At 45.3% G+C, this 18,409-nt stretch carries 14 protein-coding genes and 1 pseudogene; 1 reads left to right on the top strand and 14 read right to left on the bottom strand.

What is annotated here, in order from left to right; translation table 11 throughout:
* Positions 1 to 137: 137 nt before the first annotated feature.
* The 9 genes and pseudogenes from OXN25_02550 to OXN25_02510 all read right to left on the bottom strand — a co-directional run bounded on the left by OXN25_02550 (position 138) and on the right by OXN25_02510 (position 11,327).
* Positions 138 to 320: pseudogene (locus OXN25_02550) on the bottom strand (type II toxin-antitoxin system HicB family antitoxin).
* The gene (locus OXN25_02545; protein ID MDE0423730.1) at positions 320 to 520 is read right to left on the bottom strand and encodes a type II toxin-antitoxin system HicA family toxin; all 201 of its coding nucleotides are present in this window, start codon (positions 518 to 520) and stop codon (positions 320 to 322) included. Before OXN25_02545 ends, OXN25_02550 begins: the two are co-directional and overlap by 1 nt.
* A 166-nt stretch (positions 521 to 686) precedes the next feature.
* The gene (locus OXN25_02540) at positions 687 to 2,330 is read right to left on the bottom strand and encodes a site-specific DNA-methyltransferase (protein MDE0423729.1); all 1,644 of its coding nucleotides are present in this window, start codon (positions 2,328 to 2,330) and stop codon (positions 687 to 689) included.
* A 53-nt stretch (positions 2,331 to 2,383) separates the two neighbouring features.
* The gene (locus tag OXN25_02535; protein MDE0423728.1) at positions 2,384 to 2,800 is read right to left on the bottom strand and encodes a type II toxin-antitoxin system VapC family toxin; all 417 of its coding nucleotides are present in this window, start codon (positions 2,798 to 2,800) and stop codon (positions 2,384 to 2,386) included.
* The gene (locus OXN25_02530; protein ID MDE0423727.1) at positions 2,797 to 5,895 is read right to left on the bottom strand and encodes a hypothetical protein; all 3,099 of its coding nucleotides are present in this window, start codon (positions 5,893 to 5,895) and stop codon (positions 2,797 to 2,799) included. The genes OXN25_02535 and OXN25_02530 overlap by 4 nt, the downstream gene beginning before the upstream one ends.
* Positions 5,896 to 5,975: 80 nt before the next feature.
* On the bottom strand, positions 5,976 to 7,091 hold the full coding sequence (locus OXN25_02525) for a hypothetical protein (GenBank protein MDE0423726.1): 1,116 nt from the start codon (positions 7,089 to 7,091) through the stop codon (positions 5,976 to 5,978).
* Between the two features lie 657 nt (positions 7,092 to 7,748).
* Positions 7,749 to 8,426 carry an alpha/beta hydrolase gene (locus OXN25_02520; protein MDE0423725.1) on the bottom strand — a complete coding sequence of 226 codons (678 nt, stop codon included), beginning with the start codon at positions 8,424 to 8,426 and terminating at the stop codon, positions 7,749 to 7,751.
* 143 nt (positions 8,427 to 8,569) lie between these two features.
* Positions 8,570 to 9,202, bottom strand: a complete 633-nt coding sequence (locus tag OXN25_02515; protein MDE0423724.1) for an HD domain-containing protein — start codon at positions 9,200 to 9,202, stop codon at positions 8,570 to 8,572.
* 319 nt (positions 9,203 to 9,521) lie between these two features.
* On the bottom strand, positions 9,522 to 11,327 hold the full coding sequence (locus OXN25_02510) for a metallophosphoesterase (GenBank protein MDE0423723.1): 1,806 nt from the start codon (positions 11,325 to 11,327) through the stop codon (positions 9,522 to 9,524).
* 182 nt (positions 11,328 to 11,509) lie between these two features.
* Between OXN25_02510 and OXN25_02505 the strand changes: the two genes are divergently transcribed.
* Positions 11,510 to 13,351, top strand: a complete 1,842-nt coding sequence (locus OXN25_02505) for a Rieske (2Fe-2S) protein (protein ID MDE0423722.1) — start codon at positions 11,510 to 11,512, stop codon at positions 13,349 to 13,351.
* Between the two features lie 201 nt (positions 13,352 to 13,552).
* Here the strand turns inward: OXN25_02505 and OXN25_02500 are convergent, their stop codons facing one another.
* From OXN25_02500 to OXN25_02480, 5 genes are all read right to left on the bottom strand, one after another.
* Positions 13,553 to 14,413 (bottom strand): phytanoyl-CoA dioxygenase family protein, encoded by an 861-nt coding sequence (locus OXN25_02500; protein ID MDE0423721.1) that lies wholly within the window; start codon positions 14,411 to 14,413, stop codon positions 13,553 to 13,555.
* Positions 14,389 to 15,276 (bottom strand): phytanoyl-CoA dioxygenase family protein, encoded by an 888-nt coding sequence (locus tag OXN25_02495; GenBank protein ID MDE0423720.1) that lies wholly within the window; start codon positions 15,274 to 15,276, stop codon positions 14,389 to 14,391. Before OXN25_02495 ends, OXN25_02500 begins: the two co-directional genes overlap by 25 nt.
* Before the next feature lie 15 nt (positions 15,277 to 15,291).
* Positions 15,292 to 16,146 (bottom strand): phytanoyl-CoA dioxygenase family protein, encoded by an 855-nt coding sequence (locus OXN25_02490; protein MDE0423719.1) that lies wholly within the window; start codon positions 16,144 to 16,146, stop codon positions 15,292 to 15,294.
* Positions 16,147 to 16,233: 87 nt separating this feature from the next.
* A complete protein-coding gene (locus tag OXN25_02485; GenBank protein MDE0423718.1) occupies positions 16,234 to 17,088 on the bottom strand; it encodes a phytanoyl-CoA dioxygenase family protein in 855 nt (284 codons plus the stop codon).
* A gap of 294 nt (positions 17,089 to 17,382) precedes the next feature.
* Positions 17,383 to 18,036: a DUF1326 domain-containing protein gene (locus tag OXN25_02480; protein MDE0423717.1), complete on the bottom strand. Its 654-nt coding sequence runs from the start codon at positions 18,034 to 18,036 to the stop codon at positions 17,383 to 17,385.
* Positions 18,037 to 18,409 lie beyond the last annotated feature (373 nt).

Here is an 18,409-nt window from a genome sequence, read left to right as displayed (position 1 = left end):
ACTGGATTGTAAGATTTCCAAGATTATTTTTATCTTGATACATGTTGGTAGGAAGGCAAAACTATTTGTTTCTTTGATTTTAACTCTATACTAACAAATTCGGCTGAAACCCCTGAGGGTGTTTGATTAGGTAATTTTGAAGTGGGCTTTGGAACAGTTTCTCCGTCTTCTTGTAAACATTCGATATGAAATTTTATGGCTTCAGAGATTTCCCTACGTGTTTCTTCAAGTGTATCACCGACTGCTACACACACAGGAAGATCAGGAACATACGCACTATAATTTGTGTCGCCTTGTTCAAAAAACACGAGATAACGCATTAGTTAAAGTCTCCTTTTTTTAGAGAAGCCTGTTTCAAAATATAGTTCAATGTACGGGGATGGACATCTTTACCCATCTGTCCTGGAACTGTCACTTTTCCAGGTTTAGTTGGATGTTTAAAATGTCTATGGCTCCCTCTTGTTTTGTGAGCAAACCACCCATCATCTTTAAGTAGTTTGATTACTTCTCTAACTTTCATTATATATGCGTAGATTTTTGTCTTGTGGTAGACTGCGGCCTTTAATATCTTCTACGCTAATAAAGTCTACCACAGAACAAGTAAAAAGTCAACGGTGTTGATAAATCCTTTTGTTGCAGCATACAATGGTGGAAAGCTTCGGCGTGCAGGCTTTCTAAAGGCCCTACTACCTCTCGTGCAGGGCCTCGGGGAGTTGGCAAAATATAATGCCCATGTTTGTGAGTTCACGTTGACCGATGTAGTTGCCTGCTGCGTAGACGATTGCTTTTCTACCGTTTTGATTGCTGGTATCTCGGATGCGTTCGGCGCGCTCAAGGTTAAGGATAGCGGCGTTGCTGCGGAGGTATTCAAGATCGGGTTTGTAGATGAGATGGTAGTCGTTTTTATCGTCGCTGTGAAAAAGTCCATCATCATTTTGTGCTTCCAATGTGTCCGCGCCTACAGAAACACCAGCGGTGGTATACAGTAGATTAGCGGCGAGTGCTGAATACGATGGCAACGCTTCGCCGGTGAGCATCGCCTCTACCTCAATAGGTTTTCCCAAGGTGCAATAGGTAAAGGAGCCTCCCAAGCCTTCGCGGAGGGCATCGTCACGGGCATCGGGGACACCATTGATGACGCGACGGACGCGTTCGGCGGTGATGGTATCGGCGTAGTCTTCGCATTCAATGAGAATAAACTTCCGATTGCCACTATCTGCTTTGTTGAGTGCTAAAACTGCGTGGGCGGTGGTACCGCTGCCAGCGAAGGAATCAAGGATAATAGCGTTTTCATCACCAGCGGTTGCGTAGTCGACAATTCGTTTTATTAAATCCGTCCGTTTTGGATTTGGAAAGTCAATACCTAATGCTCTCATTAAAGAGGCAGACTCATTAATAATCAAATCTGTCCACAAAGAGCTCACTATTCGTCTATCTGATGGAGGGACAAAATGTTCAGGACGATTTGTCGTTGACCTTCGTAGCAAGTCGGGTTTTTGGGGTGATTGCGCAAACCACCATTCATCAATTTCAGTTTGGGTAGGACTGGATCCGCACTCGTCAAGCAAACGGGCATAGTTTTCTATAGCAGCTAGGCTTCTCTCCTTCGACCATCTCCATTGACCTGTTTCTGGGGTTATCCCCATCAACTCATATCGCATCGTTGGTCTGTCAGTGCCGCGCCAATGATTGTTCCAGCTTCCAGCTTTATCTTCATCGACTTCGACTGTCAAATGAGGAAATTTCATATCAGGGGATTTGCTGAAGAAAAGTATATATTCCGAACCGACATTCAGGCGATCTACATACTCAAATTGGGCTTGAACACTTTTGACACCACGGCGGACACTAATTACATTCCTAAAATTTCTCTCTGTAAAAATCTCATCCATTAGCATTCTTAGATGATGCACTTCGTTGTCGTCAATGGAGATAAAAATTACACCGTCCTCCGAAAGTAGTTCTTTGAAAAGATGCAATCTGGACCACATCATACAGAGCCATTTGTCATGCCGTTCCAAGTCTTCGTTATCAATGGGAGTGTTCTCCGCAAGCCATTGCTGCATGAGTGGGCTGTTTACGTTATCGTTGTAGACCCATCCTTCGTTACCGGTGTTGTAGGGTGGGTCGATGTAGATGCATTTAACACGGTTGGCGTAGCGTGGGAGTAGTGCTTTGAGGGCATGTAGGTTGTCGCCGTGGATGATGAGGTTGTCGTCTGTGTCGGTTGGATTGCAGGAGCGGCCTTCGTCGGGTTCGAGCGGTCGGTAGGGGACAGTAAGGTGGTGTGCGTAGATGTGTTGTTTTCCTTTGAATTCGAGTGTGGGCATGGGCAATTCCTTTTGGTTTGTTTGTGCTGTCGAATTGAAGTATTCTCCTCTCGTTAGTTCTTCCAATCTTCCAAGCGCAATCCTACCTCGGCAATTCTCTGATAATCGGAATCAGAAGTAACCAGGATCGCATCAAGAGCAAGTGCCGTAGCAGCAATCCAGAGGTCGCATTCGTCTAAAGGTGTCCCTTGTTGTTGCGCTGTAATTTTTATCCGGGCATAGACATCGCTAACGTTCTCTGGAATTGGGTCACACGGGACTGCAGTAAATAATTCATCTGCCTTTTGCTGGAGATCTTGTTTTCTTTTTCCAGCAGGGAGTCGAGCTATTCCGAACAGAATCTCACCTTTAACAATAGGAGAAATAAAAGGATAATCCGACTCGGTTAGAGAATTTAAACGTCCTTTAACTTTGGGGTTATCTTTCATCAACAGACTCCACGTCGTTGTTTCCAAGAGATACTTGTTCATTCTTTTTTCTGTTCATCCGGCTCAAAGGGCGAATCGAACTTCACAGGTATTTTCCCCTCTTCAATTGACTGGTGCAGTGCTTCAATGTCTTCATCGGTGAGATGTGGTGGTTTTTTCATTGCTTTGATGAGATGTTGGGCAGCGGCATTTTTTCTTATTGCAGGTGCCTGTTTCTGTTCTGATGCCGATTCTGACCAACTGTGAAACTGCTGCAAAGTCTCAGGGTCCAACCTGAGTGAAACAGCCTGATGCGTAGCGAGTAGAATCTGCCCGATTTTTTTCTTACCTGTTGCCCTGCTGTTGCAAGCTTGTTCTATTTGGGGCACTGTAATCATCGGTGTTTTCAAGGTCGATCGGAACTTTATTTTTTCAAGCCACTGGACAGAAAGAAGTTCCGCTAAACCTGTTTCAAAGGAATCTAGCCATATTAGACTACTAACCAGATAAGGTACAATGAGCGCATGTGCATGAAAAAGATTTTCTGAGCTTGTTTCGGTGTTATGAATAATTTTTAATGCTGCTGCAAGACATTCTTCAGGTTTAGCATCTTGTGCTTTCATCACCCTTAGTGCATTATTTTGATCTCCAAACAACATTGATTCAATTAGGTTAAGAGCAGTTGTCATGTTTTCTTTTATAGATGATTCTGACGAATCCTCACGCCATAGAGTTAGAATTTCATGTATATCTACACCAATTGATAATTGAACAAGAATGGATGCTACCAATACATTAGTAATGTTCTCAATAGAAGTGAAATCGGGTGGATTAGGAATAGGCATAGAATTAATTCCTTGATTTTCAATTCCTTTCTCACTTTGATTATGCCTCTGTATTAAGTCGCGCACATTCACCAATTGATATATCCGTTCTGGCAGTTTATTAAAGATTTTGTTTTTAAAATCGTATTGTATTTCAAGAATGGAAAGAAATAGATTTAACACTGGAACGGCATCTCGGTCTGTGATCTGCAGTGTATGGTCCAAAGCTGTCCTTCCGTACCCGAATTTGTACTCAATTTGCGCTAGATAGAACCAAGCGTCTCCTATTGGAGAATCGGGTAGTTCTAAAACTTTCTCATTTGTGTCTGGATTGCTACAGAAACCTGAGGGAAGTTCTTCAGGTTCTGAAGCATAATTTTCACGATTATATACTGACATCCATTGTATGGTGTGCACTATACGTTTCTTTAAAGTGAAGTATTTAACATTTGTGTTGTCTTGGGGAATTGTCTCAAATTTTTGCAACGCTAGGGTTAGCAGCTTCATGCTATCCGACATATTGTCTGCCTTAAAGTGGGCAAATCCGGCATCCACGTAAAAACTAATATGTCTTTCGGTATCCTCAATGTTTTGAGTTCTCTTTGCACCATCTTCAAAAAAAGCAGCTGCTTTCTTCCAATCGTCTAAATGTGCGGCACACATAGCAGCACGACGACATCCCTCTGGAGGCATAACATCTAATTGTCCTGACGGTGGGTTCCACTCGGGAAGAATACGTTCGTAAATACTAAGTGCTTCTTCATAGCGTTTCTGATGCAAATATATAGCTGCTTGTTCTTCCTCTATTATTGGTGATGGTCCCACTTTTGACACAAAATCTTGAAGAACTTTATGAGCTGTATCAGGTTTATCTAAGCATTCATCATAGACCATTGCTTTAGCTCTTGCTGCTGCTGCGGCAAAATGAGGATAACTCCAATCAGTGGTTTTTTCAATTACTTTGTCAAACACATGTAGACACCTTCCCCAGTCTGGATTTTCAAGATCTGCTTCCGATCCCCAGATACCATCTATCAGAATTCGGGAGTCAATGGTATCATCCTCAAAATCTACCAATAACATAGATCGAATATCTGGTTGAAGTTCATCAAGTGCCTCAATAAGATCACTGAGAAATGGAGCGTAGATAGGGCGGCGCGCATAGATAAAGCCAAATAGGATACTGAAAAAGTTGGATTTTTCAGTTTTATGTTCTTCTAATAGTCCCATGGAATCGTAGAAAATGTCCCAAACATCTTTGTCTCTATCTTTGATGTCAATCATTTCTTTAAGATAACCTACCATCTTCTTGGCTGGGAGTAAAATTTGGTTGCATCTCAATACTTCTGTAGCCAGCATTAGACGAGATAGTAGATATGACTGATATGGTTCATAAGGTTTGGTTTCTTCGTCCCAGGCTTCAAGTATTTTTGGAGCTAACTCTGGTTGCACCTCAACCGCAATACGATATTGTAATGACCGAAACATTTGATTTAGAAAGGCATCACCAGGGAATAATTCTTCGGGAGGATCAGTTTTAATATGTGCTAATAGCGAGAATTCTTGACAGAGATTTTTCCAATCATTCTGTGGAGCGTTCATAAATGAATAAATGAAAGCGATAATTCCTTCTTTGTTTTCCCCAGCCATACTATGTGTGAACACAGCCCATGCCTCTATTGTAGTCAGATTCTTTGTTTTTCGGATTGCGTTTGCGATGTCAGCGTGGAGTTCCTTTATTTTATTTTCGTCGGACCAAATTTCCTTGGCTGCGTTTGTCAGTAAAGGTGAAATTGTGTAGTAAGTTTCACTGACTTGATCTATCCAAGGTCCGACGAGTTGGCTAAAAGTGTGGCCTGGATGGGATATAGATTTTGGTATCTCACCAATATTAAGTGCACAATCCTTCCTGAATTCAGTAACTGTCAGACTAAGCCTATAGAGAAATTCTCGTTGATCTTCTGATAGGTCTGCAAGCAATTGGCGCGCATCTTCAAACTCTTTTGCCATCGCTGAGGATGTTTGAAAGATACTTTCGATCATATCTTGTTGCTCCCAGTCTTTTTCCCTTAATTGAGTAAATAGAGCGTGTACAAGCCTTGGATGCCTTTTTGTAGGCAATTGAAACAATTTTGCCAAATCTTTTGCATCTTCAGCGAGGCAACCCATTTCTATAGCAAATTGTTCAATTTCGGAGATGGTAAAATTAGGAACATGGACAACTACCGACGATGATAAACCGAGACTGCGAGTAAGGTTATTGGGTGGGCTATATTGACTCGTGATCAATAATTTTGCACCACGTTCCAGTATCCTGTAAGTTACAACACCCAAGGCTTCCTCATACGCTTGCAGCTGCTGAGATTGTAAGTTCAAATCATCAAGAACGACATTGACTTGTGCTGATTGGTTACTTACTGCATCAGCAAGTTGCTGTAGGTCTGAACAATCTGAGATGCTTCTTTATCTGTAAATTTCAGCCAAAACCAATCGGTATCTATAGCATTTGCGGTCAATTTTGCGAGGGTTGTTTTGCCTGTGTCCACGCCTCCTTGGATTACGACCATACCGTCAGATTGGAGTTTAGTTTGGATATCTGTGAGTAGTTCTGTCCTCGGAACAACAACATCAAGATAGATCGGAGGTATATCAGTTTGTATATGATGGTAAGATTGAATCGTAATATCGGATGAACCTGCGCTAAATGCCGCGTTTGTATTATTGGCTGGTATGGTCCGTGTCGCCAGCATTTGCAGACGCTGCAAATGCTGAATCGGAACCTTCTGCGTTGTTTGATCCTCGAAAATTTCAAGGAATCGAACTTTGGTAAGTTCACGATTTTCTTCTTGTGTTGCCACTGTTAAGGCTTCTTTGAGAAGATGATCGACGACTTTCTTGGCATCAGAAGGCGGGATTGGAATAGGTTGTCGATTACCGTGAAGAACCAGTTTGTCACTTATGGATTTTTCAACAAAACTGGCATCTTTACTGCCCGTTTCCCAAGTAATAGGTTCAATGAGTTGTTCATGAATCTCTTGAGGTGATGACCCCTTCAGAAAATCTTTTACCTCCCCTGATATTTTTCCATCAGTTTGTAAAAAGTCTGATATTTTTTTGATAGCTGGTTCATCATCGGAACAACGGCTCCATACTTCAAGACCCGAATGCCCTTTTCCAAATGAGCTGCGTGTCTCTTTTCCAATCTTAGATCGTGTGAGAAAACGGAATTTCACACGTCGATCTGGATTGTCAGTCTGCAATTCCCAAAAGTTGTTGATTGCGTCATTCACCTCTTGAGATCTGAGCGTTATAGGACGTTGTGTGTGTTTAACTTGTGTTGCCGTGTCAGTATCATTTGATAAGAGGTCAAAGTCTTCTGCACCTTCCAGATAGAGTATCTCACCATCAGCAAGATCCAACCAAGCATTCACGCTGTGCCAGATTTGATAGAGGTATCCTCTTAACTGGGCATCTGCTTGACGCTTGGGATTTGCTTTTAAGGGTTTTCTTTTTCGCTTTTTCCTTGCCATTTTTTCCCCATAACTCGACACTGAAAGAAGGTTAAATTAGGAGGTGATTACGCAACATTCTACTACCAACAGTAAGTTATTTTAACCGTCGACGTGCCACCGATTGCTTGACTAAAGTATAATACATCTGTTAAGCAAAGTCAAGTGAGAAATTACTAAACTTTGACAATTTTAAATGGGATACACATATCGCCCCGCTGGGGCTTTATTACCTGGGACCAATGGTATTTCTATAGACATTCCGCCCCTCTGGGGCTTGTGCCTTCTTCCATTTGCGTTTATTTTTGTACGAGTTGGGTTTTTCTATGGAACTTGAAGAAAAATCAGAAACGCTTTGAAAATGAGCATTAGCTTCACAGAAATCGTCCAAACTATAGGAGAAGTTAGAAATGGGTGTATAAATATTTGTCAATTATTGTCTGAATCATGGATTTTCGGGAATGGCATGGGTTTGACTGATTGGGAAATACTTGGCACAGCCTAACAGGCTATGCTACAGTGCAGCACTTTTAATAATCGCGCGTCAACACTTTACACGCCCATTAGAAATTAGGAATATCACTATGGAAGCAGAAGTGAAGAGTAGCGTTTAGGAGGGATCCGGTGCGGTTGGGAAACCGCACCTACCGAATTTGGAGATGAGGATTATAGTAGTTATCAATTCAGTGTTTCAACCCACTCACTAATAACCCGTGCCATTTCTACGAATACGTCTTCTTCGGTTTTACGGCGTTTGAGGACTTTGAAGCCATGGTCTGCTGTGTCCAATAGATGTAAGGTTGCCTTGTCGCCTAACTTTTCGCAGACGGGTTCTAATAGCTCAAGGACTGCTAATTTATCGCGGGTCCCAGAGAGGAAGAGCATCGGGATAGTGACATCAGTAAGGTGTTCAGCGCGCTCTGTGCCTTCTCTGCCAGATGGGTGCAGCGGGAATGCGAAAAATACGAGACCTTTGACATGCTCAATGGGTTCCTTGGCTGCGGACATTGAGGACATGCGTCCGCTATAAGAGTGTCCACCGACGAGGATGGATACATCGCTTGCGGCTGCGTGTGCAGCAGCGGCAGCAGATCGAACGGTTTGGAGTGCGACTGCCTCTGACTCCCTGCCCCCGCCTCCGCGCTCCATGTATGGGAACTGGTAACGGAAGGTTGCGATGCCTATATCTGCTAACCGTTCGGCGATGGTTTGGAGGGTCGAATGGCGCATATTTGTACCCGCACCGTGTCCGAGGACGAGTAGCCATTTCGCGTTGTCTGGACGTATCAGGATTGAAGAAACTTCGCCTTTTTCCGGCGTTGCGATGAATTTGGATTCGATTGTGTCGTAACTCATGTTTCATACTCCTACGATTTTTATTAAGATCGCGAGCGTGAAGAAATACCCAAGCAAAAACACTCGCTCCTACAGAAGATGCTATTTAGTGCGGTTAGGAAACCGCACCTACCGCGTGGGTTAGGATACTCTTATATTGGATTTTACACGAGGCACTGTTGTACGATGTCTCGGTAGGTCTCTAAACCTGCGATTTCCAAACCCTTCACCTTTGCGAGATCGTCCCATCGCCGTAAAGTGAGTCCATCCTCGAAATACGGAATCCGTTCAAACGCTTTTCGCTCCTCGTCTGACATGTTACCGCCCTGAAGTTTGAGACTCCTTTTTGAGGCTTCGGATAACCCGTCCCAATAAGAGGGATCGGTTGTACATAGGTACCTTTTTGCTGGCACATGCAGCCGGATAGGGGTCGTGACGGCTTCCGGGAAAAAGGGTTGCAGATATTGCGCGCCGACCTCCTCGTGATTCAGGTCTGTATTCAAAAAAGCCTCGCGGGCACTGTGTTTATCTAAAATGATATGCCCGATGTCGTGGAGCAATGCACCTGTAATCAGCGTCGAAGCTGCGTTGCTCTGCTGTGCAAGGGCAGCGCATTGGAGGGCATGTTCTAATTGCGTCACGACCTCATCATAAAACGACTGTCCACGGTCTTCCATGTAGCCGAACAATGTATCAATCTTTTGCTCCGCTGTTCCGCTTCTCATACCCTCTGCCAGACGCGAGTCAATGTACTTTTCAATGTCGCTTGAAATCTGAAATTTGTTATCAAAAACCATGATTCACCACTTTTCCTTAAAGGAGGTCATCTTGTGTGTAAGTATAGCGTAGGGAGAACATTTTGTCAAGTTTGAAGGATTTTGGTGTAGGCTATTTACGGATTAGCGTGATCCCTCAGGGACGACCGGCGAGGTTAGAAACCTCGCCTACCAACTCAAGGTAAAATTCATAAGGGACGACCGGCGAGGTTAGAAACCTCGCCTACCAACTCAAGGTAAAATTCATAAGGGACGACCGGCGAGGTTAGAAACCTCGCCTACCAACTCAAGGTGAAAAGCAATGACGTTGGAAAATCGCGCCTATCGGGTTGAAAGTGTTTTAATCCGAGTTGCTACTAAATTCGAGTGCGTTTGTCGTATTATCAACCGCCATCTGGTAACTCCACCCACCCGTGTAGTCTCCTGAATGGACAGTTATGGTATTCCATCCGGCTTTTAGCGGTAATTCAACATAGGCTCTACCGTAAAACAGATGCTCTCCGGGTGTTGCTGCGAGATTTATCTCAACACCGTTGACAAAGAGCCTACCGAGATTGCTCCACCAGCGAACCTGTGCAAAAACCTGTCGTGCGTCAGGGCTTTTGATGCGGGTTACGCCGTAAGCAGACGACCACTCCGGTTTATTGAGCACTACATCTAAGTTGACCCGTCCTGATTCAACATGATGCTCTTGCCACTGAATGTCTCCGTGCTTCCCTTGATAGGTTTTATCAAGAGATTTGTCATAGGTCGGCAGCTGAGCATCAGCGAAGTCTGGTGGAACGGTATTCGAGGCAGCGATTTCCTCCGTTACATCAAGAGTGAAGGGACCGAGGAGTGCCCAATCGGTAATCATCTGCATCTCCGATGGATTGACGGGATAAACCATTTCCGTACGGCGGTATAGCTGCTCGCCACCGTACAGAATAGAATACTCGTAGGTCGGTAGGGGCAAAAAGGTATCCGATGGTGCAGAGAGCACAACACTTCCAATTACGTCCTGTCCCGGCTTGAGCAGAAATGTAAGTTCATTCGGTGCTGTCTGCCAGTTTTCACTCGAATGGAAAATGAGGTCAACCTCGACCTGTTTTTCTAAACCATTTTTCAAAGCAAGGTCAAGCCTCCCCTCAGACATTGGGGACTCCGATTCGATTTCAAGGTATGGCTGAAGTGTGATTATATCTCTCAACTTCTTTTTGAGTTCAGCAGTCGAGAAATCCGCAGGATAGATGTTTCCGGGTTCAACAATGGCGACGTTAATTTCGTTTCCATCTACCGTCACAATACTGTAGTGGTCAAAAGCACCTGCGATGCGTGCTTCTCGTTCTGTGAACCCACCCCCTGTTGCGCCGAGTACGAAGTATCGTCGGTCGTTGCGGGTGTGTAACGTCAAGTTATGGTAGTGTCCGGCGAACACAGTGTACGCCCGATCGGCGAGTGCATCCTCAACCTGAGACCAACCGGAGTTTTCGTGGAGCCAGGCGGGTTTGTGCAACATAACAAACGTATGACGCACATTTTTGTGTTCCGCCAATTCGTCGGTTATGTATGCGATCTGTGCATCGCCGAACCACGTGCCTGTCCAGCCTTCACTGCTTTCAGGTAGACTGTGTCTCTCTTCCGTGTTGAGTAGGAGAAATAGACAGCCTTTATAGGTAAACGCGGAATAGGTACGTCCGAGGTGTTTTTGCCAATAGTCGTACATGACTCGATTTGTAATATCGTGGTTGCCAGGCAGGGGCAGAAACGGGATTATCAAATCGGATTGGTGCTGCCAAAATTCTTTCCACTCCGCTTCAACCTGCGCCACATCGCTGGTATATCCTTGTATTAAATCCCCAACCATGATGGCGAAGTCGGGTTTCAGGACATTGATTTCGTCGATCGCCCGGTCAAATACGTGCCATTTATCCAAACCGCCCCCCGTTTTATCACCGATAATAGCGAAGGTGAACTTATCTGGATCCGTTGTAAAAGGTCGTTCAACAATCGGCATCCGCTCGGGGCTTTGCAAGCGCTCTGCGACTGTAGGCGTTTGTGCGGTACTTGTAGCGAGAATGGCAAACGACAAGATAAGTACTGCAGCAATTCCGGCAATACTTGTGGGTTTCCAAGATTGTACAACCTGTCTATATATGGGATGCATCTGATTTGAAATCTCCTTCAAATATGCGATAGAGCAGTATAGTACCCGTAGTATATCACAAAGTTATGGCACAACCAAGAAATTTCTATCTCAGCAAAAAATCAAAAAATAGACTTGACATTTACATAAAAACGTGGTATAAAATGTGCAACACTTGAACATCAAACTTTAGGAGGTCGATTGTGCAGACTTCAACATTTACTCCCCAAGAAACCCCTGCCGGTTCTATCCATATTGAAGAATTGCCGATAGAAGCGGTGGAAGAAACCGAACTCGTTTACCATCAGCTCTGTCTCGCTGATGATTTTGAAGACCTCGAAGGCAAACCCTTTCACGTCAACGGTACACACCTCGCGGTTTTCAAGTTTGAGGATAAATTTTACGCCGTCGATAACCGTTGCCCACACATGGGGTATCCGATGTCGAAAGGCAGTATCCGCGACGGTGTCCTTATTTGCCACTGGCATCACTGGGAATTCGACCTCAAATCAGGAGGGTGCTTTTTGGCATCTGGCGATGATCTGAAAGCGTTTCCTGTCGAACTCAGAGATGATGGCTACCTGTATGTCGGATTAGCCAAAGGTGAGCGGGAAGCCGCAAAACGACGGGTCATTGATCGCGGCAAGCGTGCCCTTGAGCGGGGACTTAAAGACCGCAGCACTTTCTTTATCGCCAAGGCTGTTACAGCACTTCGAGATGCAAAAGCGACCCCAAATGAGATCATTCAGCAAGGACTTCACTACGGGGCACATAAAAGTAGTGAAGGCTGGTCATCAGGTGTTGCTATTCTCACTCTCGCTGCGAACCTATGGGACGATATTGACCCGAAAGACCATAATCTATTTCTCGTACATGGGTTGAGCCAGATTAGCCGTCGAACGACTGGCAGTTCACGTCCGTATCGCGCACCGTTTCCGCAAGTAAGCGAGGCACACGATCTCGAAACGCTCATGCGGTGGTTCCGCTATTTCATTGATAAACGGCACGCAGGCGCGGCGGAGCGCATCTTACTGACACTCAACGACCGCGACTACGAAAAATCTGTGATTGCGGATTTCGTCTTCACAGCAGCAACCGACTACTACTTCACTGGCGACGGACACGCCCTCGATTTTGCAAACAAGATGTTCGAGGCATTAGATTACATCGAATGGGAAGGTGCCCATGAGATTTTACGTCCGATTGTGGTTGATCTCGTCAGCCGAACGCGTCATGAAGAGACTTCGCGATGGGCGGATGCAGTGCCTGTATTAGAACCGGTTTTTGAGCGACTTGATAGTATCTGGGAAGAGAATCAAGCCAACACATCGGAACTGGATATCTCCGCATTTACACAAACGCTACTCGGCGACGAGTTTGAACCGACTGTCGCTATAGTCGAGGCGAAACTACGCGCTGGTGTGGATCCGAGAGACATCTGCCGTGCGATGACCTACGCTTCTGCGATTCGTACCGCTCGTTTCCATCTGAAGAACGAAGGGGACTGGCACGATGTCGCGAACATCTACTCGTATGCCCACGCGCTCTACAAGGCTTTTGCGTATGCGCCGAGCACGAATTTGCTGCGCGGGATTTTTCACGGTGTGGTCTTCTTGGCATATCTGCGTTGGTTGAACATGCCCGCCGCCCGGATTCCAAGGCATGGTCAGCGACTGGATGAAACTTACGCGTCTGCTGATAAAATGTTAGCGAGACTTCAAGAGTTTGCGGACTTCCAGAAGGTGTACGAGGCAGAAATCCTGGTGAACCAATATCTCGAAGAGGGACATGACATCGATGCGTTGAAGCGAACACTCGCACACATCCTGCTGCGCGAGGATGCGGAGCTCCACATGTTCCAAGTGCTGGAAGTTGCGTTTCGGCATTACGATTTATCGGAAGACAGTGAAGAACGGCGGATGCACATGCTGGCAGCGACCCGTTACATCACGGCACAAAAGTTGATGAAGAACATTTTATGGTCTACCGAGAATGCTGAACGTCTTGCCCGCGGCGAGTTGCTGAGTGAACGCGAAGATGATTAGCTCTACGATGGTAAATTAGATTGGTAATATCCGAATATTTGGATGCCCGAACTTGTTCGCGAATGTTTCGTTGAGACATGTCCTCAACAAGAATGTAATACAAGGAATGGATTTAGTCTATTCCCAGACTAAATCCAGGCATCCAAAAAACACCGAATTATAGTAAGCCCGAAAATAGGTGAGCACCTGTACCACAAACTGTTAGTTTGTGTTTTCGGATTCTGGAATTGGTAAAACGTCTCGATAGACGGGTTCCATCTTTTCTGAGTATGTATCCCCCCGAACCCACATCACAGGACGCATATTCTTTACACCCTTATTACGTTCCGCATTTGCACTGATATAATGCGCGACGTTACAACGCCGAAAGCGGAGGCTGTGGTTGTCAGTGCTTTTATGCAGGAGTTGGTTGTTGAACCAAACGACTGCTCCCGGCGGCACTTCAACAGCAACACCATCTTCATCTTTGGCATCGCGTGCTATTTTAAACTCGCTCTGTTGCGAACCTTCAAGGTCTTCATGCGCAAGAATGCCATATTTGTGGCTACCCGGAATGACGTAGAGACACCCATTATCTATATCTGCAGCATCAATCGCAGTCCACGTTCCGACGGTCATTTCAGTTTTATACTGATGGTTGAAATACCATTTGTCTTGATGCCACGGGAACCCTAAGCCAATCTTTGGTGCTTTCCATATATAGAGATTGTTGAGACCGAGTAGGTTTGGACCCAATAGGTCAACGATCGGATCCGTTAGGCGGGAATCACGCACACGTGCGAGGAATTCAGGAATATAACAACTGACATGATGGATTTTGTGCATTGCTTGGATACCCGATGCTTCAACTTTCCTATCTTTAACCAACGCGTTTTGATTAATATTATCCACCGGGAAAGGTCGTTTCCCATCAACAATGTTGTCAGCGATCCGACGCAGCATATCGTTTTCTGCTTCAGTGAAAACGTCGTAACGGACGAAGTATCCGTTTTCCTCCCACGCCGATTCTTCTTCAGATGTTAAGGCAAATTTACGTTTCAATGGTGATGTATGGGTACCCATAGATTCTCCTGTGCTTCTGGAATAGGTAGCGCTTCCGAACAAACCGGTTCCATTTTTTCTGAGTGTGTATCCCCTCGAACCCACATAACTGGACGGATATTCTTCACATTCTTATGCGGAACACGTTCTGAATCTGCAGAAATATAATGTGCGACGTTACATCTGCGAAAGCGCGTGCTGTGGTTATGCATGCTTTTATGAAGCAATTCATTGTTGAAAAATACGACGGTTCCCGGTGGCACTTCAACGGCGACACCCTCTTCGTCCCTTGCCCCGAGTGCCAATTTAAACTCATTCTGTTGTGATCCTTCAAGTTCAACGTGCTCACGCACGCCATTTTTATGGCTACCCGGGATAACGTAGAGACACCCATTCTCTACATCCGCAGCGTCAATCGCAGTCCACGTGCCGACTGTCTTTGTGGTTATATACTGGTTGTTAAAATACCATTTATCTTGATGCCATGGAAACCCGAGACCGATTTTTGGCGGTTTCCAGATATAGAGATTGTTGAGACCGAGGATATTTGGGCCAATTAAGTCAACGACTGGGTCGGTGAGGCGCGGGTCCCGTGTGCGTTCAAGGAATTCAGGCGAATAGTGGTTTATATGATGAATAGCGTGCATCGCGTTGGGACCGGATGCTTCAGTCTCTCCATCTCTGACCAATGCGTTCTGGTGAACATTTTTAGCGGGAAAAGATCGTTTTCCGATGGCGATATCATCAGCGATTTGTGCTAAAAAGTTGTTTTCCTCTTTTGTAAAAACGTTGTAGCGGATAAAGTATCCGTTCTCGTCCCAAGAGGTTCGTTCTTCAGGTGTCAGTCTAAACTTTCGTTCTTCAAGCGTTGTATTTGTATCCACGAGTGCTCCTATTCCTTAATCGTCTAAAATTGGTATAACATCATGTTGAACTTCATCTGCCATACCGGGGTAGGTTTTACCGCGAATCCACATGGGGGGTCGTTTTTTATTGACTGCCTCAGGACGCGTCCATTCTGCTTTCGCACTCACATAATGTGCTATGTTAGCACGCCGGAAACGATGACTGTGGTTATCCGTGCTTTTATGAAGGACTTGGCTATTGAACCAGATGACCGCTCCAGCGGGGACCTCAACCGCGACCCCATCTTCATCGCGAGCACCTTCTGCCTGTTTAAACTCTCCCTGTTGTGAACCTTCAAGGTCCTTATGTTCACGAACGCCATACTTGTGGCTGCCGGGAATAACATGTAGACACCCGTTTTCTTTATCTGCGTCATCAATTGCCGTCCATGTTGCAACGGTCGTTCCGGTCTTATACTGATGATTAAAGTACCATTTATCTTGATGCCACGGGAACCCTAAGCCAATTTTTGGAGGCTTCCAAATATAGAGATTGTTGAGACCGAGGAGATCGGGACCGAGAATGTCAACAACGGGGTCGGTGAGCCGGGGATCACGGGTACGCGCAAGGAATTCAGGACAATTACAACTCACATATTGGATATTGTGCATTGCCTGGATACCTTCTGCTTCGACTTTACCGTCTCTGACTAAAGCGTTTTGAAAAATATGATAGTCTGGGAAAGATCGTTTTCCGATAGCAATATCGTCAGCTATCTGACGTATCACGTCGTTTTCTTCTTTTGTAAAAACGTCGTAACGGACAAAGTATCCGTTCTCGTTCCAAGAAGTTCGTTCTTCAGGGGTGAGTTTAAATTTCTGTTTTTTGGAAATTGTATTTGTGTTCATGAATGTTCCTATTTTAACGTGAGTGCGCTTTACAGATTGAAGTTGCTTGAACAAGTTATACCCGTAGCCCCAAACTAACAGTTTAGGCTACATTTCGGATTCTGTAACGGGTAAAACGTTACGATAGACTCCCTCAGACAGCGTTGGGTATATTTTCCCCCGAACCCACATAAGCGGACGCATATAATTCCTATGTGGCACGCGTTCTGCTTTTGCACTTATGTAATGTGCGATGTTAGAGCGACGAAAGCCTTCAGTCTTATTATCCGTACTTTTATGGAGGATTCGGTTGTCGAAGAAGATAACACTTCCGGGTGGGATTTCAACAGCGACGCCATCTTCGTCCCGCGCACCGACTGCCTGTTTAAATTCCTGTTGTTGTGAGCCTTCAAGGTCGACATGCTCAAGAATGCCGATTTTGTGGCTACCCGGGATAACGTAGAGACACCCATTCTCTACATTGGCAGGATCAATAGCTGTCCACGTTCCGACGGTGGTTTCGGTTTTAAACTGCGGTCGCGTATACCATCTATCTTGATGCCACGGGAACCCTAAACCGATTTTTGGTGGTTTCCAGATATAGAGGCTGTTGAGACCGAGGAGATCGGGACCGAGGATGTCAACAACGGGGTCGGTGAGCCGCGGATCACGTGTACGGGCGAGGAATTCAGGAGAATAAAGATTCATCTGATGGATACTGTGCATGGCGTGAACGCCAGAGGCTTCCACTTTTCCATCTCTTACTAAAGCGTTTTGAAAGATACGATGGTCTGGGAAGGGTATTTTTCCGAGAGCGATGGCATCAGCAACTTGGGTCAAAAGATCGTTTTCTTCTTCAGTGAAAACATTGTGGCGGACGAAATACCCGTTTTCGTCCCAAGAGGCGCGTTCTTCAGGCATCAGTCTAAATTTTCGTTCCTCGGATGTTGTATCTGTGTTCATGTTCACCATCCATTCACAAATTTTATAGGGTATCGCTTCATTGCGAGCAGTGTGCCAATGATTTGTTAAAAACAAGACTTACGCAATTTTGACCGTAAGGCATTCTATTAGATGGAAATGCTTAGACGAACACGGTTTCCTTTGGAAGGCACAACCTAACAGGTTATGCTACAAAAGAGCATTCTGCGTAAGTCTTAAAAAAAATTAAACCGAGAGGACAAGTTGCAAATCACGATGCTGAGGCGGGTAAATAGGGTCTGTAGCTGCCGGCAGGCAGCCACAGACATTGCGGAATTACATCGAAAAACTGCCAACAAAGACGTTGTTCGCCGTTCCGCCTTGGTGCCACGTCACCGGGAGGTGACTGTCTTTATAGTGATAGACTTCAGATTTACCGACAATAGCGTTCTGAATTGCTGTCAGCGGTTCATACCAGATTTGGTGTGGCTGTGTGCAGTGCGCACAGGGATAGCGGTTGGCAGATAGCGTGAGGACTTCACCGACCCTTACATCGTACTTCGTGCTTTCTTTCGCGAATTCGACCGCAGCGGTTTGCGTCGTAACAACTTCACCCAAAACGTCAGCGTGCTTTGTGGTTAGCAGATCACGGAGCGCAGTGCGTTGTTCCGCTGTCGTGCTTGGATCCATGTACAACACGCTCTTACGGGTTTCGGTATCGATTGCGAGGTTGCTTTTCGCACTGACGACAGCAACGACGGTTAAGCCATCAATCGAAACGTCGTTCCAGCTTCCGTGCTGGATGTTCCAGACGAGGGTTGCCTCTTTGCCGCCTTCCACAAATTCGGCACCGTAGTGGCATGCCCCGACATAGACACTCGCGGATCTGGCTTCAATGTACTCACCTTGCACGGTTGGGGTTTCGGTCGCAAAGGCGAAACCGGCGACTAAGATCAGTGCGAGTGTTGTTAAAACAGAGATGCTTCTCATCTTGAATCTCTCCCTTTGTTTTTTTAGATTCACCTTAATAGACGTAATCGTAATACTGTACCTATTTGACCTTAAGCCTTATTATATCTTAAAAAAATAAAAAAATCAACTTTTTTGTGCTATTCATTAGGGCTATTTATAGTAATGTTTAGAATTAATTAGACACTCCGCACCGGCGAGGTTAGAAACCTCGCCTACCAGAGGAGGAAAGGTGAGGTTAGAAACCTCGCCTACCAGAGGAGGAAAGGTGAGGTTAGAAACCTCGCCTACCAGAGGAGCGGAAAGTGTCTCTTTATTTTTAGACTTCACTATAGTTTTTAGGTTTTGCCTATTTTTTTCAGAAAGTCGCGAGCACAGCTCGCTCCTACAAGAA

The sequence above is a fragment of the Candidatus Poribacteria bacterium genome, from assembly GCA_028820845.1.
Lineage (GTDB): Bacteria > Poribacteria > WGA-4E > WGA-4E > WGA-3G > WGA-3G.
Note: the sequence above shows the minus strand (reverse complement) of the source record. Positions and strands in the feature narration are given on the sequence as shown.